The sequence below is a fragment of the Aureivirga sp. CE67 genome, from assembly GCF_015767245.1.
Classification (GTDB): Bacteria; Bacteroidota; Bacteroidia; order Flavobacteriales; family Flavobacteriaceae; genus Aureivirga.
In genome coordinates, this window is sequence record NZ_JADOTV010000001.1 from 780,702 (window position 1) to 806,162 (window position 25,461).

The 25,461-nt window shown below is 30.6% G+C and carries 14 protein-coding genes; 5 read left to right on the forward strand and 9 right to left on the reverse strand.

All coding sequences use genetic code 11. The annotated features are described in order from the left end of the window. Nucleotides 1–63: 63 nt before the first annotated feature. Nucleotides 64–3,333: a hypothetical protein gene (locus I0K12_RS03525; RefSeq protein ID WP_196885505.1), complete on the reverse strand. Its 3,270-nt coding sequence runs from the start codon at nucleotides 3,331–3,333 to the stop codon at nucleotides 64–66. A gap of 583 nt (nucleotides 3,334–3,916) precedes the next feature. Between I0K12_RS03525 and I0K12_RS21940 the strand changes: the two genes are divergently transcribed. Together I0K12_RS21940 and I0K12_RS21945 are read left to right on the forward strand one after the other, a co-directional pair. Then, the gene (locus tag I0K12_RS21940; RefSeq protein WP_231372691.1) at nucleotides 3,917–8,422 is read left to right on the forward strand and encodes a thrombospondin type 3 repeat-containing protein; all 4,506 of its coding nucleotides are present in this window, start codon (nucleotides 3,917–3,919) and stop codon (nucleotides 8,420–8,422) included. A gap of 493 nt (nucleotides 8,423–8,915) precedes the next feature. Then, nucleotides 8,916–14,009 (forward strand): thrombospondin type 3 repeat-containing protein, encoded by a 5,094-nt coding sequence (locus tag I0K12_RS21945; protein WP_231372692.1) that lies wholly within the window; start codon nucleotides 8,916–8,918, stop codon nucleotides 14,007–14,009. A gap of 76 nt (nucleotides 14,010–14,085) precedes the next feature. On the opposite strand, the gene gldC is transcribed toward I0K12_RS21945, so the two are convergent. Together gldC and gldB are read right to left on the reverse strand one after the other, a co-directional pair. Continuing rightward, nucleotides 14,086–14,424, reverse strand: a complete 339-nt coding sequence (gldC, locus tag I0K12_RS03600; protein WP_196885506.1) for a gliding motility protein GldC — start codon at nucleotides 14,422–14,424, stop codon at nucleotides 14,086–14,088. Beyond that, a complete protein-coding gene (gene gldB / locus I0K12_RS03605; protein WP_196885507.1) occupies nucleotides 14,424–15,395 on the reverse strand; it encodes a gliding motility lipoprotein GldB in 972 nt (323 codons plus the stop codon). Before gldB ends, gldC begins: the two co-directional genes overlap by 1 nt. 58 nt (nucleotides 15,396–15,453) lie before the next feature. Here gldB and nadE point away from each other — a divergent pair, with 58 nt between their 5' ends. Next, a complete protein-coding gene (nadE, locus tag I0K12_RS03610) occupies nucleotides 15,454–16,242 on the forward strand; it encodes an NAD(+) synthase (RefSeq protein ID WP_196885508.1) in 789 nt (262 codons plus the stop codon). 140 nt (nucleotides 16,243–16,382) lie between these two features. Here nadE and I0K12_RS03615 read toward each other — a convergent pair whose 3' ends face one another. Continuing rightward, nucleotides 16,383–16,814: a DUF4293 domain-containing protein gene (locus I0K12_RS03615; RefSeq protein ID WP_196885509.1), complete on the reverse strand. Its 432-nt coding sequence runs from the start codon at nucleotides 16,812–16,814 to the stop codon at nucleotides 16,383–16,385. Between the two features lie 215 nt (nucleotides 16,815–17,029). Here I0K12_RS03615 and rho point away from each other — a divergent pair, with 215 nt between their 5' ends. After that, nucleotides 17,030–18,676 (forward strand): transcription termination factor Rho, encoded by a 1,647-nt coding sequence (gene rho / locus I0K12_RS03620; RefSeq protein ID WP_196885510.1) that lies wholly within the window; start codon nucleotides 17,030–17,032, stop codon nucleotides 18,674–18,676. Nucleotides 18,677–18,746: 70 nt separating this feature from the next. On the opposite strand, the gene I0K12_RS03625 is transcribed toward rho, so the two are convergent. The 5 genes from I0K12_RS03625 to I0K12_RS03645 form a co-directional block, all read right to left on the reverse strand. Next, complete coding sequence (locus I0K12_RS03625) at nucleotides 18,747–19,577, reverse strand: tetratricopeptide repeat protein (RefSeq protein WP_196885511.1); 831 nt, start codon at nucleotides 19,575–19,577, stop codon at nucleotides 18,747–18,749. Further along, nucleotides 19,574–20,083: a hypothetical protein gene (locus I0K12_RS03630; protein WP_196885512.1), complete on the reverse strand. Its 510-nt coding sequence runs from the start codon at nucleotides 20,081–20,083 to the stop codon at nucleotides 19,574–19,576. Before I0K12_RS03630 ends, I0K12_RS03625 begins: the two co-directional genes overlap by 4 nt. A gap of 77 nt (nucleotides 20,084–20,160) precedes the next feature. Further along, complete coding sequence (locus I0K12_RS03635) at nucleotides 20,161–21,609, reverse strand: S41 family peptidase (protein WP_196885513.1); 1,449 nt, start codon at nucleotides 21,607–21,609, stop codon at nucleotides 20,161–20,163. A gap of 124 nt (nucleotides 21,610–21,733) precedes the next feature. Continuing rightward, nucleotides 21,734–22,291, reverse strand: coding sequence for a hypothetical protein (locus tag I0K12_RS03640; protein WP_196885514.1), 558 nt, complete (start codon nucleotides 22,289–22,291; stop codon nucleotides 21,734–21,736). 121 nt (nucleotides 22,292–22,412) lie between these two features. Continuing rightward, on the reverse strand, nucleotides 22,413–23,294 hold the full coding sequence (locus I0K12_RS03645) for a tetratricopeptide repeat protein (protein ID WP_196885515.1): 882 nt from the start codon (nucleotides 23,292–23,294) through the stop codon (nucleotides 22,413–22,415). 434 nt (nucleotides 23,295–23,728) lie between these two features. Between I0K12_RS03645 and I0K12_RS03650 the strand changes: the two genes are divergently transcribed. Continuing rightward, entirely contained in the window at nucleotides 23,729–25,414 is a 1,686-nt protein-coding gene (locus I0K12_RS03650) for a helix-turn-helix domain-containing protein (RefSeq protein ID WP_231372693.1), read from the forward strand. Nucleotides 25,415–25,461 lie beyond the last annotated feature (47 nt).

Sequence of the window (25,461 nt, forward strand, 5' to 3'; positions counted from 1 at the left end):
GGAACTTGATATCTTGTAGATTTTAATACAAAATAAATTGTAATAATAGTTTATTTTTTATGATTAAAAATTAGCTCTCAACTGTACAGTTCCAGTATGAATTGCTTTATTTTCTTCACTTTTTCTTCCTAAATAATTAATGTTTAAATCTAAATAACTTGTCAGTTTTTTCTGAATGATTGCTCCCCAAGTAAAGTTTTTTCCAGGTTGTAATCCTTCCAAAATTTGATAAGCAACAGGTGTATTTATATTTCCGTCATAAGTATTCAGAATATAATTGAAATTTCCTTGAATAGCATATTTTGAAGCTTTAGAAAAAGCAAAAGTAAAACCTAAATTTTGTTGTTGAAGCTTTTCTTTTTCACCAATTTGATTGTTTTTGTCTTGATATTCATAAGAAAAATCTAGATGTGAATTTCTATTTAAAACATAAGAAATCATTGGTTTTACATTTTCTGTTTTGATTAAATAATCTCTATTTGAGAAATTTCTAGAATGGTTTTCATTTTCTGACATTGTTCCAAGAATATCCAAAACCCAAAACTTCGTCAATGCATGCTGAAACTGTAATTGATGTTGTGTTATCGTACTTTGTACATCATCAATAGAAAGGAAAATTTTATTTTCAGATTTAATAAAATTATAAGTAGTCGAATAATTTCTTTGCCCTCTGTGGAAAAACAAACTATTTCGGAAACTGAAATTTAAACCGAGTAAATCTTCTTCTTCAATTGCAAACGGATTAAAATGAAACTCTTCGCCTTCTCTTTCTTTTTTATTATCAATCAACACAAAAGATTGGTTATGAAAATGCGATAAAAACTTTTTAATTCCTTTTTCTTGACGCCATTGTGTGAAATTAAATTGAAGAGATTGGCTAAATTTTACCTGATTTGTTTTTGTGTATCGTAAAGAAGGAAGCGTCACTCGCAGATAGGTTGCCTGATCTGGAAATTGCGCAATTTCAAACTCATTCAATTCTTTAATTCCATTTCCGTTATAATCAATCCAAGTATAAAAACCTTGCCCTGGTTCCACTTCCACATAAGTAAATTCCTGCTCTGGCAACGTACCTGAAAGTGTTTCATAAACTGTGTTACTCGTAATTAATTGTTTCCAAAAAACTTGACGATAACTCAATCTAGAATTAAAAGATTGTTCATTTTCGATAAACTCATTTTGTACCTTTCGATAATTTGCAAAAAGTTTCAAATTGGACGTATTTGTATTTACCAATTGTGATTTTAAAAAATACGTATTTGCATTTTGAGTTCTTTGTAATTTATGTTGGTGTAAACTGTCCGTAACTCGGTTTCTATACCCAATTTCTGCAAAAATTTTTAAAGAATCTCCAATACCAAAAGAAGCTTCATATTCTACAAATTTTTGACTTAAATTCGTTAAAAGCTTTGATTCTTTATCTGTTTCTTCATTATTTTCTGTGCTAAACTTTGCACCAATCCATTTATTTTTTAAATCATAAGTAGAATTACTATAAAAACGTAAAAAAGTACTTTCTACAGTAGAATTATCGGTTGTCAAATAACTTCCGTTTGAAAACAATTTCCATCTATTAGCATCAATTTTTCCAAGAATAGATTGTTTATTTCCTTTATAATCCGAACCAAAATTTAAAAACTCCGATTTGAACTGAAATTTATTTTTTTCATTATAAAAATCTAAAACTCCAGAGACCATTTGCTGCTTTCCTTGAATCGTTGGAATGTTCCAATCTCTATTAAATTCTACACTTTGAAAACGTTCGACAGTTTTAAAATTCTCCGAAATATGTTGAAATTTTCCTACAACATCCAATTTGTACTTTTTCGAAAAAATATTTTGTTTCACATTAAAATCTCCAGCATAACCACGATCTAGGTTTTTATCCAAATCTGAAAATAAATTTTGATCATTATTACTAAAAGTAAGCTCCGTCTGAATATCTGTTTTTTCAGTAGGTTGTACAAAACTTTGTACACCAAAAATCTGTAATTTCGTTGGAGCAATCAAACGAACCACAGGAGCATAATCTCCTTGATTTTCTCCAACATATTCGTAGATTTTTCCAATCCCTATAGTAGATTCGATTTCATAACTTCCTTGATTTTCTCCTATAAAAGTAAAAGTCACACGATACAATTCATCATCAGGGTTATCTGAAAACTCGAAAACCTCATCAGAACCAACCAGTACTTTTTTATACAAAATTTTATTCTCAGAATATGCTTCAGGAACCGCAGAAGGTGCAAAAACTTCAGAAGTATTATTTCCTGCATTGGCTAAAATTTCTTTTTGTTCGTCAGTTAAATTTTGTTGTAAAGGCTGATTTTTCGCATCTGCTTCATGATAAAAATAAGTTTGAATCGAAAAGTCTTTTCTTTTGTGTCCAACTTTATTGTAAGAAGCAAAACGCGTATAATTTCTGTCAGAATATTGATATTCTGCGGTAATTCGCATCGAAGAAGTTACTGGGAAAGTTGCTGTAAAAGTTAGTTCTGCCGTGTTGTAATCGATTACATAATCATTGTTTTCTCCACGTTTTAGCAAACGACCATTCACATAAATTTTTTCACTTCCTGCAACAATAATTAAATTCGTTTCATTGAAATTTCCAGCTAATTTATAAGGTCCTTGATTTCCTTCAATTCCATCAAATTTATAGGAAGAAAACTGTCCTTTTACCAAAGCTCCAGAAGCCAAGAAATCCGTTTCACTTCGATCTCCTTTAATAATTCCATCTACAGAAATTCCAGAAACCCTTTTGGAGAAATTCAAAAACTTACTTTCTCTGTTTTGTAAATCCACATCTCCTGCTTTGATTTTCCAAGTATCCGTAAAAAGCTCAATAAAAACACGATCAAATTCATTTACCTGTTGCGTGTAACCATTTTCTTGCAAAGGAATGTTACTATCCGAAATGGAAGCTCGAAGTGTCAATTTATCGGATAATTTTCCAGAAATCTGTAAATCTAAATTAGAATTTACTACCGCATCTTGATTATTTCCAACCGTAATTCCTCTAGAAATACTTCCGTTCGTATTTAAACCATCAAAAGGTTGAAAGGTATTTTTCAATTTTCTAGGTTTTAAAACATATCTCTGGGTTTCTTGAAAACTAGAATTTGTAATGTATTTTTTATCAAATTTTGCATACTTTTTAGTAAGAAACCTAGGATATTCCTTATAAACTACTTTGATGTCCTTCGGAATGGAGTCTGTTGTAAATGTTAAAGTTGCTGTCTTAAAATCAATTTGATAAAGAGAAGAATCTATTTTTTTTCCTTGTTCGTTTAAAACTTCAAAATACACTGGATTAATACTCGTAGAATCCACTTGTATCTTCTTTTGTTTTAAAGAAAATGACTTGGTAGTGTATTGTTTTAAAGTATCAATTTGGGCAAAGGAAATTTGGCAAACGAATAAGAAAAATATGTAGAAAAAATACTTCATTGATGCAATAACGAAGAGTTTGGTTTTTTAGTTTGTTTTTTAACGATTTGAAATGAAAAAATTTTCTCTACAATGTAGAAATATTAAATGGCTGTAAAAATAGAAAAAAGGAGAAGAAGAAATGTTTAAAAAAATTAGAATTGAAAAAACATTTCCCAAACATTATCACATTGAAATAGAGCTATTTTTAAGTTTAAATATTAAAAAATTGTTAATATTTTAAATTTAACGTTGCAAAATATGTTAATAATTATGTATTTAATTCAAAAAATTAAAATAAACCAATCTTCATATTATAGATAAATAATAAGAATGAAAAATCAGAATAAAACATTTTAAACAATTAAAATATAGATCTATAAATTAAAATATGTAATTAATTCAAGAATCAAAAAGAGGTTAATATCCACATAATGAGTTGAATATTGTAATTGTAAATTGGTGCAAAACTAAATTTACTATAAAAATGAAGAAAAATTACTCGTTTTTCATCTTATTATGTTTCAGTTTTCTAAGTTTATTTTCTCGACCTATCGAAGAGAAAAGCTTCAAAGAAAATAATGAAATAAATAAAAATGAAGAACACACTGAAAAAAAATCGGATGAAGGGGTATCATCCTATTTTGAAAACACTTGTTCAACGGAAAGTCTTGATGGTTTAAGTTTAGCTTTACCAGCTTACCAGACTAAAGAATCAGTTATTACTTTTACTGAAGATTTACAAATTACAGATGTAAATGTAACTGTAAATATTCAACATACATGGAATAGCGATCTTGAGTTTAAACTTGTTGGTCCGGACGGAACTGAAGTTGATTTATCTAGTTATAACGGAGGAAGTAGTGATCATTATACAAACACTGTTTTCGATGATTCTGCAGCTACAAGTGTCACTACAGGTACAGGTCCTTTCACAGGATCATTCCAACCTGAAGGTTCTCTTGCTAGTTTTAATGGAAAATTCTCTTTAGGAGATTGGAAATTAGTTTTTTACGACAACCTGAGTAGTTTTGATGGAACTCTTAATTCATGGTCTTTAGAGATTTGTGGTGAAAACGATGTTGATGCAGATACTATTTTAAACATTGATGATAACTGTAAAGATACAGCAAATACAGATCAAACAGATGCTGATTCTGATGGTGTTGGAGATGCTTGTGACAACTGTATTGATTTTGCAAACGCAGATCAATTGGATACAGATGGAGATGGAATTGGAGATGCATGTGATACGGATGATGATGAAGATGGAATTGTGGATTCAGAAGATAACTGTCCTACAGTTGCAAATGCAGATCAAGCAGATAATGATGGTGATGGAATTGGAGATGCTTGTGATGAAGATGATGATAATGATGGAGTTTTAGATGTAAATGATAACTGTCCATTAGTAGCAAATGTTGATCAAGCTGATAATGATGGAGATGGTATCGGAGATATTTGTGACGAAGATGATGATAATGATACTATTTTAGATGAAGAGGATAACTGTCAGTTTACTGCAAATACAGACCAAGCAGATATGAATTCGAATGGAATTGGAGATGTTTGTGATGATATAGATGAAGATGGAATATTTGATTCAGAAGATAACTGTCCATTAACTGCAAATACAGACCAAGCAGATAATGATGGAGATGGTATGGGAGATATCTGTGATGAAGATGATGATAATGATACTATTTTAGATGAAGAGGATAACTGTCCGTTTACTGCAAATACAGATCAAGCAGATATGAATTCGAATGGTATTGGAGATACTTGTGACGATATGGATGAAGATGGAGTTTTTGACTCTGAAGATAACTGTCCTGAAACAGCTAATCCTGATCAATTAGATACAGACGGAGATGGAATCGGAAATGCTTGTGAAGAGGATGATGATAATGATGGAGTTTTAGATGTAGATGATAACTGTCCATTAGTAGCAAATGCAGATCAAGCAGATAATGATGAAGATGGAATCGGTGATGTTTGTGATGAGGATGATGATAATGATACTATTTTAGATACAGATGATAATTGTCCATTTGTAGCAAACGTAGACCAAGTAGATAATGATGGTGATGGTATGGGAGATATTTGTGATGAGGATGATGATAATGATACTATTTTAGATGAAGATGATAACTGTCCATTTATAGCAAATACAGATCAAGCAGATATGGATTCAAATGGTATTGGAGATGTTTGTGATGATATAGATGAAGATGGAGTTAATGACTCTGAAGATAATTGTCCAATGATTGCAAATGAAGACCAATTAGATACTGATAATGATGGTATGGGTAATATTTGTGATGAAGATGATGATAATGACGGAATTTTGGATGAAGATGACGAATGTCCTCTTGTTTATAATTTTGCTATAGATGAAGCTCCTGTTGTTTTATCAAGTCCAATCAATCATGCGGATGCTTTAGCTGGATCTATAGATTTTTCATGGGAAGCTCTTACTGTTGCAGAAGAATACATTTTTGAAATTGCTACAGATGAAGAATTTACTTCGATTCTTGAAACAGCTACAATTTCAGAAGCAAATTATACAGTAGCAGATCTTTTAGTAAATACATATTATTGGAGAATAAAAGCTAAAAATTCTTGTTCAGAGTCACTTTTCTCTGAAGCTTGGAAACTAAATATCAAAGATTCTTCTTGTTCAACAACTGATTCGGGAGACATCTCAGTAATATTTGGTGCTAATCCTATTACAAATGAAACTGTAATTAACATTGATGAAAACGTTGTAATTACAGATATTAATGTAACTGTAAATATTACACACGCATGGAATGGAGATATAAGTATAAAATTAGTTTCTCCAGAAGGAACTGAAGTTGATTTATCTTCAGGAAATGGAGGAAGTTCTTCTAATTATGTTAATACAGTATTTGATGATGAAGCTTCTACTTCAATTTATTCTGGTTCAGGTCCTTTTACAGGAGAATATACACCTGAAGGTTCTTTAGCAAATTTTAACGGTCAATATTCAATAGGAGAATGGAAAATTGTTGCTCAAGATCTAGTTCCAAGTGTAGATGATGGAGAGTTAACATCATGGTCTATTGAGATATGTGGTGTTGAAGTATCAGATGCTGATATGGATGATATTCCTGATACTACTGACAACTGTATTGATGTTGCAAATGCAGATCAATTAGATACAGATGGAGATGGTATGGGAGATATTTGTGATGAAGATGATGATAATGATGGAATTTTAGATATGGATGATAACTGTCCATTAACTGTTAACGAAGACCAAGCAGATAATGACGGAGATGGTATAGGAGATATTTGTGATGAAGACGATGATAATGACGGAATTTTAGATACGGAAGATAACTGTCCATTTACAGCTAACGAAGATCAACTAGATACGGACGAAGATGGAATGGGAGATGTTTGTGATGAAGATGATGATAATGATACTATTTTAGATGAAGATGATAATTGTCCATTAATTGCGAACGAAGACCAAGCAGATAACGACGAAGATGGAATGGGAGATGTTTGTGATGAGGATGATGATAATGATGGAATCTTAGATACGGAGGATAACTGTCCTTTAACTGCAAATGAAGATCAATTAGATACTGACGAAGATGGAATTGGAAATGCTTGTGATGAGGACGATGATAATGATGGAATTTTAGATATAGATGACAACTGTCCTACAACACCAAATGCAGATCAAGCAGATTTAGACGGAAATGGTATTGGAGATGTTTGTGAAGATGATGAAGATGAGGATGGAATTGTAGATTCAGAAGATAACTGTCCTACAGTTGCAAATGCAGATCAATTAGATACAGATGGAGATGGTATGGGAGATGTTTGTGATGAAGATGATGACAATGACGGAATCTTAGATACGGAAGATAACTGTCCATTAACTGCAAACGAAGACCAAGCTGATAACGACGAAGACGGTATCGGAGATGTTTGTGATGAAGATGATGACAATGACGGAATCCTAGATATGGAAGATAACTGTCCTTTAACTGCGAACGAAGATCAATTAGATACGGATGAAGACGGAATGGGAGATGTTTGTGATGAAGATGATGATAATGATGGAATCTTAGATACAGAAGATAACTGTCCATTAACTGCGAACGAAGACCAAGCTGACAATGATGAAGATGGTATGGGAGATATTTGTGATGAAGATGATGATAATGACGGAATCTTAGATACAGAAGATAACTGTCCATTAACTGCAAACGAAGACCAAGCTGATAACGATGAAGACGGTATGGGAGATGTTTGTGATGAAGATGATGACAATGATGGAATCCTAGATGAAAACGATAACTGTCCATTAACTGCAAATGAAGACCAAGCAGATAACGATGAAGATGGTATGGGAGATGTTTGTGATGAAGATGATGATAATGATGGAATCTTAGATACGGAAGATAACTGTCCATTAACTGCAAATGAAGATCAATTAGATACGGATGAAGACGGTATGGGAGATGTTTGTGATGAAGATGATGACAATGACGGAATCTTAGATACGGAAGATAACTGTCCTTTAACTGCGAATGAAGATCAATTAGATACGGATGAAGACGGTATGGGAGATGTTTGTGATGAAGATGATGATAATGACGGAATCTTAGATACGGAAGATAACTGTCCTTTAACTGCAAACGAAGATCAAGCTGATGCTGATGGAGACGGAATTGGTGATGTTTGTGACGATGATCCAGGGTTAAGTATTGAAGATTCTGAAAATGTTAGAATTTCATTATATCCAAATCCAGCAACTGATGTTGTGTTTATCAAATCTTCGGTAAACGGAATTGTAAAAGTTTATAATACTTTAGGAGTTTTAGTTTTAGAAAAAGAAATCTCTAAGGATAGTGACAATGAATTAAATACTTCAATTTTACAATCAGGAATGTATACATTCGAAATACAATCTGATAATAAATCTAGTATTCATAAATTGATAATCAAGTAAAATATTACAAGTTAAAACAATAAAAAAGACCGATTCAATAATGAATCGGTCTTTTCTTTTTGTCATAAAATCTAAATATTTAAATCAAATATATTTTGAGTAAAATCAACAATAAATATCTTCAATCTACAATAACATTTGATTTAAAATTCAAACAAATGTTATAAAACTTAAAAATCAAAAGGCTTTTACAATAACATGTATTATTATTTTTTAATTTATTAATAATAAAAAAAAGGCGCTTACAAGTTTAAATTTAAAAACCAAACCTTCTTAACAAATTACACATAACAACTTAAAAAAAAAGCACTTAGTCGGTAATTTTAAATAATTTTTTTAAGGCGTTTTCTCTTAAATTCGACATCTAATGTCAAAAAATTATTTATAAACGAAAGATTAAGCTATTATGAAGAAAAATTATTTTTTAATTATTCTATTTTCGCTAACCTTTTTTAACTCCTACCCTTATAAGGGATTGGAAAAAAGCGAAAAATTGAAAAAAAACTATGAGAATGAATATACATTCGATGAAGATTGTAATACAAATTCAAATACAAATTCACTATCTATCTCAGACAATACCACAAAAACTTCCACAATAGATTTTGAACAAGAGTTTTTGATAACGGATGTAAATGTGACCATAAATATTACACATTCACATACAGGTGATTTAGATATTTCTCTTGAAGCTCCTGATGGTACTACTATAGAATTAACTAGTGATAATGGTGGTGGCGGTGATAATTTCTCGAATACTGTTTTTGATGATGCTGCCGAAAATTTAATAACAGAAGGATCTGCTCCTTTCTCAGGTTCTTATAAACCAGAGGAATCTTTATCAACTTTCAATAATTTAAGTTCTATTGGTTCTTGGAAATTAATTGTAAAAGATGATGCTAATGGAGATACAGGGACTTTACATTCTTGGTCTATTGCTATTTGCGGTGTATTAATTGATATGGATGAAGATGGAATTTCTGATTCCTACGATAACTGTGTAGAAACTCCAAATACTGATCAAGCGAATAATGATGAAGATACACTTGGTGATGCTTGTGATGAAGATGATGATAATGATGGTATCTTAGACACCCAAGATGAATGTCCTTTTATTTTCAATTTAGAAACAACAGGAAATACTCCTAACCAACAATCTCCTAATAATCAAATCTTAGATGAAAATGTAACATTTATTTGGGAGGATTTTGAACATGCTACAAGTTATATAATTCAAATTAGTACTGATGAAACTTTTAATTCTACTATTTTAACAGAAGAAATAACTGAAACTTCATTTACTGAAACAACTTTAAATTATAACTCTTATTTCTGGAGAGTAAAAGCAAAAAACTCATGTTCTGAAACAGAGTTTTCTAATGCTTTTATATTTGAAAAAGATGATATTGATTGTAATACATCTTCAAATACAAATTCACTATCTATCTCAGACAGTACCACAAAAATTTCCACAATAGATTTTGAACAAGAGTTTTTGATAACGGATGTAAATGTGACCATAAATATTACACATTCACATACAGGTGATTTAGATATTTCTCTTGAAGCTCCTAATGGTACTACTATAGACTTAACTAGTGATAATGGTGGTGGCGGAGATAATTTCTCGAATACTGTTTTTGATGATGCTGCCGAAAATTTAATAACAGAAGGATCTGCTCCTTTCTCAGGTTCTTATAAACCAGAGCAATCTTTATCAACTTTCAATAATTTAAATTCTATCGGTTCTTGGAAATTAATTGTAAAAGATGATGCTAATGGAGATACAGGGACTTTACATTCTTGGTCTATTGCTATTTGCGGTGTATTAATTGATATAGATGAAGATGGAATTTCTGATTCCTACGATAACTGTGTAGAAACTCCAAATACTGATCAAGCGAATAATGATGAAGATACACTTGGTGATGCTTGTGATGAAGATGATGATAATGATGGTATCTTAGACACCCAAGATGAATGTCCTTTTATTTTCAATTTAGAAACAACAGGAAATACTCCTAACCAACAATCTCCTAATAATCAAATCTTAGATGAAAATGTAACATTTATTTGGGAGGATTTTGAACATGCTACAAGTTATATAATTCAAATTAGTACTGATGAAACTTTTAATTCTACTATTTTAACAGAAGAAATAACTGAAACTTCATTTACTGAAACAACTTTAAATTATAACTCTTATTTCTGGAGAGTAAAAGCAAAAAACTCATGTTCTGAAACAGAGTTTTCTAATGCTTTTATATTTGAAAAAGATGATATTGATTGTAATACATCTTCAAATACAAATTCACTATCTATCTCAGACAGTACCACAAAAATTTCCACAATAGATTTTGAACAAGAGTTTTTGATAACGGATGTAAATGTGACCATAAATATTACACATTCACATACAGGTGATTTAGATATTTCTCTTGAAGCTCCTAATGGTACTACTATAGACTTAACTAGTGATAATGGTGGTGGCGGAGATAATTTCTCGAATACTGTTTTTGATGATGCTGCCGAAAATTTAATAACAGAAGGATCTGCTCCTTTCTCAGGTTCTTATAAACCAGAGCAATCTTTATCAACTTTCAATAATTTAAATTCTATCGGTTCTTGGAAATTAATTGTAAAAGATGATGCTAATGGAGATACAGGGACTTTACATTCTTGGTCTATTGCTATTTGCGGTGTATTAATTGATATAGATGAAGATGGAATTTCTGATTCCTACGATAACTGTGTAGAAACTCCAAATACTGATCAAGCGAATAATGATGAAGACGCACTTGGTGATGCTTGTGATGAAGATGATGATAATGATGGTATCTTAGACACCCAAGATGAATGTCCTTTAATATATAATTTAGAAGTAAATTCTGAAGCTGTTGAATTATTAAGTCCAGCAAATGAAGGTTTCGCAAATCCAGACTCACCTATTAGTTTTAATTGGTCTGAATATGAACATGCTGAGCAGTATCAAATAGAAATATCTAAGAATAATTTATTTACAGTTATAGTTGAAAATCAAATAATTTCTGAAACTAATTTTACTTTAACAATTTCAGAATTAGGAAAATATTTCTGGAGAGTAAAAGCAATAAACTCTTGCTCTGAGTCAATCTACTCTGAAATTCAAACTATTAATATCTTCAATACGGATTGTTCAGAACAATCAAACACTTCTAATTTCTCAATATCAGATAATAGTACTTTTTATTCTGATATAACTATTAATGAAGATGTTAAAATTACGGATGTAAATGTAGCTATAGATATTATTCATACATATACTGGTGATTTAGATATCTATCTTGAATCTCCTGATGGAACTACAATAGATCTAACCAGTGATAATGGAGGTAGCGGAGATAATTTCTCTAACACTGTTTTTGATGATACTGCTGAAAATTTAATAACAGAAGGTTCTGCTCCTTTTTCAGGTTCGTATAAACCTGAAGAACCACTTTCTACTTTTAACAATTTAAATTCATTAGGTACATGGCGATTAAAAGTTAGAGATGATGCTGGTGCTGATACTGGGTATTTGAACAGCTGGACGTTATATATTTGTGGGGTTTCTTTAACAGATATAGATGAAGACGGTATCATTGATTTTGAAGATAACTGTCCACAAACAGCAAATACAGATCAAGCTGATATGGATAATGATGGTCTTGGAGATGTTTGTGATAATGATGGTGATAACGATACTATTATTGACTCTGAAGATAATTGTCCTTCAATTGCAAACGAAGACCAAGCCGATAATGATGAAGATGGATTAGGAGATATTTGTGATGAAGATGATGACAATGACGGAATCTTAGATACGGAAGATAACTGTCCTTTAACTGTAAATTCTGATCAACTAGACACAGATGGAGACGGAACGGGAGATGTTTGTGACGAAGATGATGATAATGACGGAATTTTAGATATAGAAGATAACTGTCCTCTAGTTGTAAATGAAGACCAAGCAGATAACGACGAAGATGGAATTGGAGATATTTGTGATGAAGATGATGATAATGATGGAATCTTAGATACGGTAGATAACTGTCCTTTAACTGCGAATGAAAATCAATTAGATACGGACGAAGATGGTATAGGAGATGTTTGTGATGAAGATGATGACAATGACGGAATCTTAGATACGGAAGATAACTGTCCTTTAACGGCAAATGAAGACCAAGCGGATAACGACGAAGATGGTATAGGAGATGTTTGTGATGAAGATGATGATAATGACGGAATCTTGGATACAGAAGATAATTGTCCATTAACTGCAAATGAAGACCAAGCCGACAATGATGAAGATGGTTTAGGAGACATTTGTGATGAAGATGATGACAATGACGGGATTTTAGATACAGAAGATAATTGTCCATTAACTGCAAATGAAGACCAATTAGATACGGATGAAGACGGTATGGGAGATGTTTGTGATGAAGATGATGATAATGATGGAATCTTAGATGAAGACGATAACTGTCCACTAACTGTAAATGAAGACCAAGCTGATAATGACGAAGATGGAATGGGAGATGTTTGTGATGAAGATGATGATAATGATGGAATTTTAGATACAGAAGATAATTGTCCATTAACTGCGAATGAAGACCAAGCAGATAACGACGAAGACGGAATGGGAGATGTTTGTGATGAAGATGATGACAATGACGGAATCCTAGATACGGAAGATAACTGTCCTTTAACTGCGAATGAAGATCAAGCAGATAACGACGAGGATGGAATGGGTGACATTTGTGATGAAGATGATGACAATGACGGAATCCTAGATACGGAAGATAACTGTCCTTTAACTGCGAATGAAGATCAAGCAGATAACGACGAGGATGGAATGGGAGATGTTTGTGATGAAGATGATGATAATGACGGAATCTTAGATACAGAAGATAACTGTCCTTTAACTGCGAATGAAGATCAAGCAGATAACGACGAGGATGGAATGGGAGATGTTTGTGATGAAGATGATGATAATGACGGAATCTTAGATACAGAAGATAACTGTCCTTTAACTGCAAACGAAGATCAAGCTGATAACGACGAAGACGGTATGGGAGATGTTTGTGATGAAGATGATGACAATGATGGAATCTTAGATGAAGATGACAACTGTCCATTAACTGCAAATGAAGACCAAGCTGATAATGACGAAGATGGAATGGGAGATGTTTGTGATGAAGATGATGATAATGACGGAATCTTGGATGAGGACGATAACTGTCCATTGACGCCAAACGAAGATCAAGCAGATGCTGATGAAGATGGAATCGGAGATGTTTGTGACGATGATCCAGGGTTAAGTATTGAAGATTCTGAAAATGTTAGAATTTCATTATATCCAAATCCAGCAACTGATGTTGTGTTTATCAAATCTTCGGTAAACGGAATTGTAAAAGTTTATAATACTTTAGGAGTTTTAGTTTTAGAAAAAGAAATTTCTAAGGATAGTGACAATGAATTAAATACTTCAATTTTACAATCAGGAATGTATACATTCGAAATACAATCTGATAATAAATCTAGTATTCATAAATTGATTATCAAGTAAAATATTACAAGTTAAAACAATAAAAAAGACCGATTCAATAATGAATCGGTCTTTTCTTTTTAAAGAATATTATAAATTATTGTTTCTTTAATTCTAATTTTTCAGCAAAATAATCACAGAAATCACGCATTGTAGCACTCATTCTTTGATCATCTGTAGCTCTTTCAAAAGTATTTGCCATAGAAACTAAAGTCTGGTGAAAAAACTGTTTCATTTCATCCACAGGCATATCTTTCGTCCAAAGATCCATACGTAAAGTATCTTTTGCTTTATGATCCCATACAGAAATCATCAATGCTTTTGACTCTGCATCTTTAATTCCTCCATCTTCTGCATTCCATGTGATTTCTTCTGGAACTTTATTTTCGTCTAATCCAATTGTGAATTTTATATCTGATTTATGTACAACTCCCATTATTTCTTAGGTTTATATTTCGATTTTTTAAAAATTTCGTCTTCGTCTGTTAAAAATAATTGATGCAAAGTTACATCATTATTTTTCATATACGAACGAACAATTTGCCAACCAACCCACTCACCTATTCTACCTGGTGATTCTGCATCCGTTTCTAAATAAAATTTTGAAAAAGGAGCATCATTTAAAAAACGATTTGGTAATTCTGAATCTGTACTATAGATTAAATCATTTTGTACAAAATATTTCCAAATAGGAAGCTCATTTGCTTCTGTCCAAGCTAATTTCTCTTCAGAATATCCGATTTTTTGTGCATCTGTACTATTTGGAACTAATAATTCTAAAGCATACATTACTTTTCCTTTAGAAACCATTTTTTCTATAAAAGTTCTGTTTTTTCGCATTGGATTTAATCTTAAAGCAAATTCCTTTGCAATATCTACAGGCATTCTTGAAGCTTCAAAATTCTCCACAATATATGGTGGTACTCCTTCATAAACAGGACTACTTTTACCTAAATAAATATCTAGCGAAACAAAAAGTAAACTATCCGCATAAATTACATTAGAAGTATAATCATAATCAGAAAAAGTTGTGATCACTTTTGGTGCCTTGAATTTTGGATAATAATATTTTACATGTTTAAAAAGCTCAACAATCTCTTTCTTTTGCTTATCTAAATTTGGAAAAACTCCTTTTACTTCTTTATAAAGTGCTTGATTTTGCTCAAAATTCATTTTCTTGACATAAATAGAATCTGGCATTTGTGGATCGAAAAACAAAGGAAATTCCGCTCTTAATTTTGTAATTTTCTCAAGATCTGGAAGTTCACTTTTTCCATACATTTTTTCTTCAAATCGTACAATTTCTGCATCCATAGCAATATTAGATACGTCTACTTGTTTTTTTTGTTTATCACCACACGAAATCAGTGTTAGTAATAGCGTGATAGCTGCTAATTTTATTCTCATTATATTTTATATATTTACTGCGTTTAGTAAAACGCCAAAAATACAAAATTAGTTTAAGATGAATTCTGAAAAAATAGTAGATCATATTGTTTCATGGTTAAAAAATTATGCTGAAAAAACGGGAGTTAGAGGTTTTGTTGTAGGGATTTCAGGTGGAATTGACTCTGCTGTAACTTCAACACTTTGTGCTCGTACGGGCTTTGAAACTCTTTGTGTAGAAATGCCAATACACCAAGAATTAAGTCAGGTAAATAGAGCGAAAGAACATATTGAATATTTAAAATCAACATACCCGAATGTTTCTAGTGTACAAGCTGATTTGACTGAGACTTTTGAAACTTTTAAAAAAGCAATGCCAATAGCAGAAAGTTCTCCTATTTTAGATTTAACTTTAGCAAACACACGTGCAAGAATTCGTATGACAACTTTATATTATTTCGCAGGAATGCACAGTTCTTTAGTTGCAGGAACGGGAAATAAAGTGGAAGATTTTGGAGTTGGTTTTTATACAAAATACGGAGATGGTGGAGTAGATATCAGCCCGATTGCTGATTTGATGAAATCGGAAGTTTTTGCTTTAGCTTCTTTCCTAAATGTTCCAATGTCTATTCAATCTGCCAAACCTACAGATGGGCTTTTTGGAGATGATCGTTCAGATGAAGATCAGATTGGGGCAACTTATGATGAGCTAGAATGGGCAATGAAAGCAGATGAAAATGGAAAAACTTTTGAAGATTTTGAAGGAAGAGAAAAAGAAGTTTTCCAGATTTATAAGCAAAGAAACAATGCTAATAAACATAAAATGAATCCTATTCCGGTTTGTTTAATTCCTGAAGAATATAAATAAACTGAAATTAAAAATATTTTGAAAATCCCATTTTCCCTTGTGAATTTGGGATTTTTTCTTGGTGTTATTTTAAAATAAAAAATCCATTCCTTTTCGGAATGGATTTAAATTGCACTAAATATACACTAAGATGTCTGGTATTATCTAATTCTATCTACTGATTTTACAAGATCTTCATCCTTTTTAATCGATCTATTTGCTATGGCTAGCAAAATGATTGTCACTAAAGGAATACCTGATCCAATACCCTTCTCAGAAATTTCCATTTCTCCGGATAAGTTTAGTACATAGTAACTAAGAATACCTAATATAATAAGGTTCAATATTATGTTAAGTCTTCCTAACATAAATTGTTGTAGTCTATTTTTAAAATTTATAAAGCTTATAATTGATAAAACACTGCTTAAAATAAAAAACACTGCTAATATCATTAATAAGGTACTTCCGCTAGAAAAACCGTTGTAAGCTAAATAATAAACATCAGCATTTTTCCAAAGAGGTAAAAATAAAGTCAATACTCCTGAAGAAACTGCTGCTAATAATAAGTATAATGATTGTATTCTTTGTATCATATTCTTAATTGATGCTCTGCAAATGTACATTTTTCTTTTTTAAAAAATTAATTTTATACTAAAAAAAAATATCCTATATTTGTAGGGTCTTCTTTTGAGGGGCATGCGTGCTTTCTCAAAATCATTCAAATAAAACTTAAACAATTCACTTTAATAAATAAACGATTCTTTAAATAAAGAACGATCAACAATTAATTAATTTACCCAATTACACAATGTTTGAAATTTCACAACTCAAGGCTAAAACCCTTGTAGAATTACAAGAGATTGCCAAAACACTTGGGGTAGCTAAATTCCGACAATTAAAAAAATTAGATTTAGTATACCAAATTCTTGATTACCAAGCATCTAATCCGGGTTCTTCTGATGAAAAGCCAGTTATGGAAAAAGAAAAAACTCCAAGAAAAAGAACTGTTAAAGCTAAAAAAACAGAAGAAACAACAGAGAAAAAAGAAGCTACTTCTAAAACATCTAAAAAAGTATCGGAAACTGCTGAGAAAATTGAAAAAGATGTAACTCCTATTAAAGAAGAATCTGCTCCAAGAAAAAGAACTAGGATTCGTCCAAATCCTGAAACAGAAAACACATCGGAAAATAAAAAAGTATCTCCAAGAGAAAATGTTGGATCTGATGATAAATCAAATGATTATCAAAAGAAAAGACCAACTATCAGACCAAGAGTTCAACAAAAAGATACTTCACAACAAAATAAAAAAGGTTCAAGATATAGAGATCCTGATTTCGAATTTGATGGAATCATCGAGAGTGAAGGAGTTCTAGAAATTATGCCTGATGGATATGGTTTCTTAAGATCTTCTGACTATAACTACCTTTCTTCACCTGACGACATTTACGTTTCTCAATCTCAAATTAAATTATTTGGAATTAAAACAGGAGATACTGTAAAAGGAATCGTAAGACCGCCAAAAGAAGGTGAAAAATATTTCCCATTAATTCGAATCAAACAAATTAATGGTTTAAATCCAAATGTGGTTCGTGATAGAGTTTCTTTTGAACACTTAACACCACTTTTCCCAGAAGAAAAATTCAGATTAGCAGATAAAAACAGTACAACATCATCTAGAATTATCGATATGTTCTCTCCTATTGGAAAAGGGCAAAGAGGTATGATTGTAGCACAACCAAAAACTGGTAAAACAATGCTACTTAAAGATGTTGCAAATTCTATTGCTGCAAATCACCCAGAAGTTTATCAAATTATTCTTTTAATTGATGAGCGTCCTGAGGAGGTTACAGATATGCAAAGAAGTGTAAAAGGAGAAGTTGTTGCTTCTACTTTTGATGAGCCAGCAGATAAACATGTTCGTGTTGCAAATATCGTTTTAGAAAAAGCAAAACGTCTTGTAGAATGTGGACATGATGTAGTAATTTTACTAGACTCTATTACTCGTCTTGCAAGAGCTTATAATACTGTTGCTCCAGCTTCAGGAAAAATTCTTTCAGGAGGTATTGATGCAAACGCTCTTCACAAACCAAAACGTTTCTTTGGAGCTGCAAGAAATATCGAAAATGGAGGTTCTCTTACAATTATCGCTACTGCACTTACAGAAACTGGTTCGAAAATGGATGAAGTTATCTTTGAGGAATTCAAAGGAACTGGAAACATGGAACTTCAGTTAGATAGAAATATTTCTAACAGAAGAATTTACCCAGCTATCGACTTAGTAAAATCAAGTACGCGTCGTGATGATTTATTATTAGATCCAAAGACAGTACAAAGAATGTGGGTATTACGTCGTTATTTAGCAGATATGAACCCAATCGAAGCGATGGAATTCATGAGCGACAAAATAAAATATACAAATTCAAACGAAGAATTCTTGATTTCAATGAATCGCTAGTTTTTTGTTTCAATCATAAAATAAAACCAACTGATTTATTCTATTTCAGTTGGTTTTTTTTATCTCTTTTTTAAAACTTCATTTTCGGCTGTAGTTTTTCATATTCCTCAACCAAATCTTCATAATAAACTTTGTAACAGTTGTAAGTATTTAAAGAATATATTTCTCTTTTTTGAAATTTATTTAATGCTTGTTCTAAAACTTTTCTGGCTTTTTCTAATTCTCCTTTTACTTTATAAGCATAAGCCAAATAATAATAAACTCCGTATTTTCCAGAAAAAATGCCTAGTTGTTTTTCAAAAGATTCGATTGCTTTTTCAAATAAATTATTTTCAAAATACATAATTCCTAAAACATAATAATCTAAATTTCCTAGATCACTTTCTTCAATATTTTTGAAATAATTTTCCATTACTTCTAAACCTTGTTTTTGCTTTCCAGTTTTTGCATAAGACATCGCTAAAAGTAATCGCATGTCCATATCTCCACCAGAAGTAAAAATAAAAGGAAAAGCATTTGGCAAAGAATAATAGCGTTCTAAATCTCGAATACACAACTCATAATTATCCCAACAGAAAAACCAAAAAGCACGATAATCCAAATTATCTATCGGATTTGCTTCTACTGCTTTATCCAAATATCCTAAACCTTCTTTTAGAAATCCTCTTTTCAAAAAAGGAACAGATTTCTCTTTCAGAGCATAATCGTTTTTTGGATTTAAATCAATTGCTTTATCCAACAATTCTTGAGATTTCTTACTTCCTTGCTTGTAATTCATAGCTTCTTGCGATAATTCACAAGATTTTCTTTCAGCACTACCTTCTGGATAAATCAAACAATTTTCTTGTGCAAAAGAAAAAACACTTGATAATAAAAAGATGAATTTTAATAGCTTTTTCATGACAATATTAATTTCCCTTTTTCAAAATTCAACTTTATATATCCATATCCTTGTGGTTGATTATTATCTATTCTTAAATGTTCCCAACCTTCCAATTTTCTAACAATTGAAATAACATGATTTTCCATTTTTTCTGGACAAAAAGTTTCTTTCAATTCTCTGTCCAATATTTCCCAACGAAATCTTCCTGTTTCATAGTTACAATTCAAACCAAAACGAATAATAAAACTTCCTGAAAAATCTTGAAATTGTTCTTCAAAAATATAATTGTCTAAAAATTCTCTTTCGATAGCTCTTACTCCTCCTCTATATCCAATTTTTGATTTGGAATGATGTACTTCTGAAGAATCACAAAACTTAAAATTCGGATCATCTTTTTTTGGGTTAAAAACTGTATTTCCTATATGTTCTGAATAAACTTTGTCAATATTTTTCTCTGTTTTTTTTTCACTACAACTTATCGATAAAATCATCCATAAGCAGAGTGAAATTTTTATTTTTCTCATCTTTTCATTTTTATTAAAAAAAGTAATTCGACAAAAGAAAATACAGCTTTAACCTAAAAAAATCTATTTTCTACAAATTACTTTTCGTTTAAAATTTCTGTTACATAATTAATCCACTCATACCTTGGAGTTGATTTGTGAATATAATAATCTGGTTGAATTCCTTTTCCATCTATCGTCATATGAGGAATTCTCAAACTTTTTGAAATAGAATAAGTCAATAAAATATCTTCACAAGGTGATTTTACATTATATTGATTTGAAATATCTAAAACTCCTAATGTCGAAGTTCCAAAAAGCTTTACTTTTTTACTTTGCTTTGCAGCTAACAAGAATTGTTCAGAAGTACTTGCAACATTTTCATTAATGATAATTCCTACATTTTCTGGATACTTATAAACTTTATCAAAAGTATCGACAACTATTGGTTCGTCTCCAAACCTTACGAATTCTCCTAAATGTTTTGATAGTGTATCATAATCTCTTTGAAAACTTTCTTTTTGTTTCTCAGAAAAGCCATAATCATTCTCGATATAATCCAAAAGACGACTGTTGTTTAAAGGAGTTGAAAGTAATTCTAGTTTAACGGTTCTAATCGGATTTGTATAAATAATAGGTAAAAGTTCTTGAAAGCTACTATCTCCACCACCTCCATTATTTCGGATATCAATTATGAAGTTTGGTGTTTTATGTATCAATTTTTTATTTGCTTGAATTAGACTATCAATTTTCGCTTTTTGATCAATCGCAAAAGAAGGAATTCTAAGTAAAACTGTTTTATTATCGATTTTTTCAAAATAAGGTTCTTTAGTAGTCATTGTATGTAGAAATCGTTCTACTTCTGGTTCTGCTTCTATCTCAGGGAATTTTCTTTCTAAAATTACAAATCCTATAGTCAATCGACTTTTCCCAAATGTATTTATTTTATAGTTTCGTGCAGAATGATCTTTCAGATAATAAGTTACTCTATTTTCTTCCTTTCCTTTCTCAATTTTAAGTTTCACTTGTCCTTTCTGCCAATACACACCATCTGCTTCTAAAATAATTCCCTCATAAGAATCTCCTACTTTTTTAATTGCAATAGTATAAGGTGGAGAACTCCAAATTCCTTCATAATCCTGAGTTTTCTTAGAAGAAAGATATTTTTTAAATTCCTTTAAATCTAAATCTCTTTTTTCCCAATCCTTAAACTTTGCGATAATCTCACGATCAGATTCTTTAACTACTTCAGCTTCTTTATAATTCAACAATTGAATACCTAAATGGAATTTACGAAAGAAATACAGCCATTCGTAAAGTGCCTGCCCACATTTATATTCGTCTTCCAAATCAGCAACTTTTTCTCTAAAAATCCGGTTGTGATTTTCGTAAGCTTCTTTTCCTTTTTTTTCTAAAATGTAAGAAAAACCAGCATCATTTTCTTCAAATGTTTTTTTAACCCATTCAAATTTCGAAGTACAATCACAGTTTTGAGCAAAGGAGAAAAGTGGTAACAATACCACTAATAGTAATAAGTTTTTTTTCATAATTTTGATAAACAGCAATCTTATCTAATAGCAATCAACTCTTTTTAAGCTTCTTTTTTCTATTAAAACAAGAAATTTATATTAATAGTTTTCGCTAAAATAGAGTTTTCTATTGAAGATTTCTCTACCTATCAAAATTTTCTTCATCATAGATATTATAACTATCTTTCTTAGAAAGAAGCTTATAAGTTTCAAAATCCTCTATAACAAAAGTTCCTTTTTTAAACCGAATTTTTAAATCTTCTACCTTAAAGTTTTTGGAGTATTTTTTAAAATTGAGATAAACCGTCATTGTCTTATTTTTTTTCTTAAAAACAATTTTCGCTATGTTTTCATTTATCCCATTATACTTATCAAACATTTTAGTTGAAAATTTAAATTCCATACAAACTTTACCAATAGCACCATAATACAAATGTGTTTCAAACATTTTATAAAATGCTTCTTTTAAGCGAATTTGTTCTATATCATTTTTAATTATGGTATAAACGGAATAAAATTCCACCCCATATTTCCCACTTTGAAAATGCAAAGAATCATTAGTATGAAAATTTAAAACTTTCCTTCTAGAATCTAAAAATTCAATATCTACATCTGCAACTATAGGTGTCATTTCAGGTTGCGCAAAAGAGAAAATAGAATAACTTAAAAAGAAGATCAAATAGATTTTTTTTAAAGACATATAGCTGTTTTTTATTTTTTTGAAACAAATATTTTTAATGAAATATACAATTAAAAAAACAAACACTTCGTCTAATATAATCCTCCTTACATTTTCTCTTTTGCCTTGCTACCTTCTCAATTTATTTATTACGCAACTCTTTCAAACCTTCTTTTGCACTCTCATTACTTCTATCTAACAACAATACTTTTTCATAATTTTCTATTGCCTCTTCATACTTAGAATCAAGCTCTAAAGCGTAAGCTAAATTAGAATATGCTCTAGGTTCATAAGAATGAATTCTCGAATTAATCCTAAAAATTATAATCGCTTTTGACAAGTCTCCAGATTCTGCAAAAACTCGTCCAGCAGTATTTAACTCGCTATAACTGTCCGTATAATATGCTTTTCTGTAGTAATCACTATAATTTTCATAAATTTCGTCGATGTTTTTTTCTTGAAATTCTTTCATAAAATAGTTCGCAACTCTATAATTTGGTTTTGATGGACAATCCATAGCAATTTGTTTGATATCCACTTCCAAACTATTATTTGGTGTCTCTACAATTCTTGCAATTTCTTCCTGATTTCTTTTAAAAATAAAAGTTGGTACTCTATGGATTCCTTTTCCTTTTTCTTCTCCGTCTGGACTTTGTTTGTAAGTATTTTCTTTTGTAGAATCATAAAGTGCGATAAATTTTAATTGCTCTCTTTTCAATCCTAAATCATCCCAAATTTTCACAAATCTTGGCACCCATCTTTTGCTATCTCCACACCAAGTTCCAAGATAAATATCCACTTCTACATCTTTTAGTTTTTTTGCCCATTTTTGTTTTTCTACTTCTGGAAATTCCTCATAATTTTTGACAAACCATTTCTGAAAATTTTCATCTTCTTCTAAAACTTCCACATTAAATTCTCCACACAAATGACTTACTCCTCTCGAAGATTCAAATCTTTTTACTTCTTGCCCAAAACTAATATTCGACAAACAAATTACGATCAGTATGACTAGTTTTTTCATTTTATTCTCTTTTTTAAAATTTGGTAATTCAGTTTCTTTTGGAATTAAAAACAGTTCTTTTTTTGTTTTAAAAATCATATTTAGAAATAGGAATTATTTACACACCCCTAACGCCTCTCAAGAGGGAAATTTTGATCTTTCTAAATAAAATTCAAACCGTTTTAAACATTCATTTTTTTATCAATTTTTCGAAAAATTATCTACAGCAAAACTATTAGATATTTAGACTGAAAAATTTCGATTAGGGGAAGATTTATAAATATTCCACGTATTATTCATAAAAATCCAAAACCTTAATCCCTTTAAATTCAAGGATTCTCACCAAAAAACTATAAAACAGTAAGCAGAATTAAAAAACACGACATAAATCCTATTTTTAATATTAAAAAATTAGTATTTATCTATGCTTTTCATTTATTTTTGTGAAAATTAAATTGTTACTGGCAGACGAAATGGGTTTGAAAATTAGAAATACACTTATCGTTTTTTGTTTAGCTGTCACTTCTTTTTTTGGACAAAATCTGGAAGAAGATTTGGCATCTTGTACTTATGAAGAAATTGAAAATAACTTACTAGTTTCGAAAAAGGATTCGATACTTTATTTTCAACATTTGGAAATGTATTTGAGTAAAGGAAAACAAGAAAATAATTACGAGAAAATTTCAAATGCTTATTATAATTATGCACTTCTGGACAATGAGAAAAGTAACACTTACCTGGACAGTATTATTTCTTTGGAAAACAAATTTTCCAATCCATATCTACAAGCAAATGTTTATTATTTAAAAGGGCAAAAACTATCAGAAGAAAATGATCAGACTGCTTCTCTAGAAAATTATCTGAAAGCAATAAAATATGCGAAAAAAAGCAAAGACACGCTGATGCATCATATTATTTTATTGGATATTGCGGAGAAAAAAGAAGCAATCGGTTTTAAAGAAGAAAGTTTAGAATCGAATCTGGAAATTTTCCATTATATGGAGAAAGACAAGAAGCTGAAAAAATCGATTTACCACACACGTTCTTTGTCTGCCGTGATTCAAAATCTTTTGGATCTTAAAGAACTCGATTCTTCGTATGCTTATATTCAAAAAGCTTTTCAGGATTCTGTTTTGAAGAAAAATCCTTTGTTTTATCACCAGCTGAAAGTAAATAAAGGACGTTATTATTTTTATAATGAAAACTACGAAAAAGCGCTAGATACTTTACAAAACTCTTTAGATGAAGCTTTAAATAAAAAAGAAATTGAAGCGCAACATCTTATTCCGAATTATTATTATTTGTATCTGACACAGCATAAAATTCAACCAGAAAAAGCTATTGAAAATCTGATAAAACTAGACAAAATTGTAAGTGAAAATCAGAAAATAACGCCGACGGTTTTAAAAACTTATACAGAGCTAATCAATTATTACAAATCGAAACAGAACATCAAAAAACAGTTGGAATTCACTTCCAAATTGTTGGAATATGACAGTATTTACGATTATAATGTTTCTTGTGTAAAAAATTGTCTGAATGATTATGACATCAATGAACTGAAAAAAGATAAAGCTTTACTTCTGGCTCAAAATCAAAATTCTTATAAGTTCAAAACCTTGTTATTTTCTATCCTGATAGCTTCATTTTTAATAGGAGCCTTGATTTATTTCTTTTGGCGAAAGAAAACACAAAAAATCAAAAATGAATTTGAACAAAAAATTAAAGAAAGTCCGAAAAAGACAACAGAAATAGAAACGAACAAAAAGAAAGTTCCGGAAGATATTCGTCTAGAAATCCTGAAAAAACTAGAACAATTTGAAGTTTCAGAAAAATTCACCAATAAAAAATATACGCTACAAACATTAGCCAAAGAATTTAAAACCAATTCGAGTTATCTTTCTACGGTGATTAATTCTGAAAAACAATGTAATTTTTCCAATTATATCAACACTCTTCGAATTAATTTTGCCACCAAAAAACTGCAAGAAGATCCGAAATTTAGAAAATATACGATTTCTGCAATTTCTGAAGAATGTGGTTATTCAAACAAAAAAAGTTTCTCTATTGCTTTTGCCAAAATCCATAATATGACGCCTTCTGCTTTTATTAAGAATTTGGAAGAGAAAAATGGAGAATAAAAAAAATTCCCCTCTCGAGAGGGGCTAGGGGTGTGTAAAATAATATT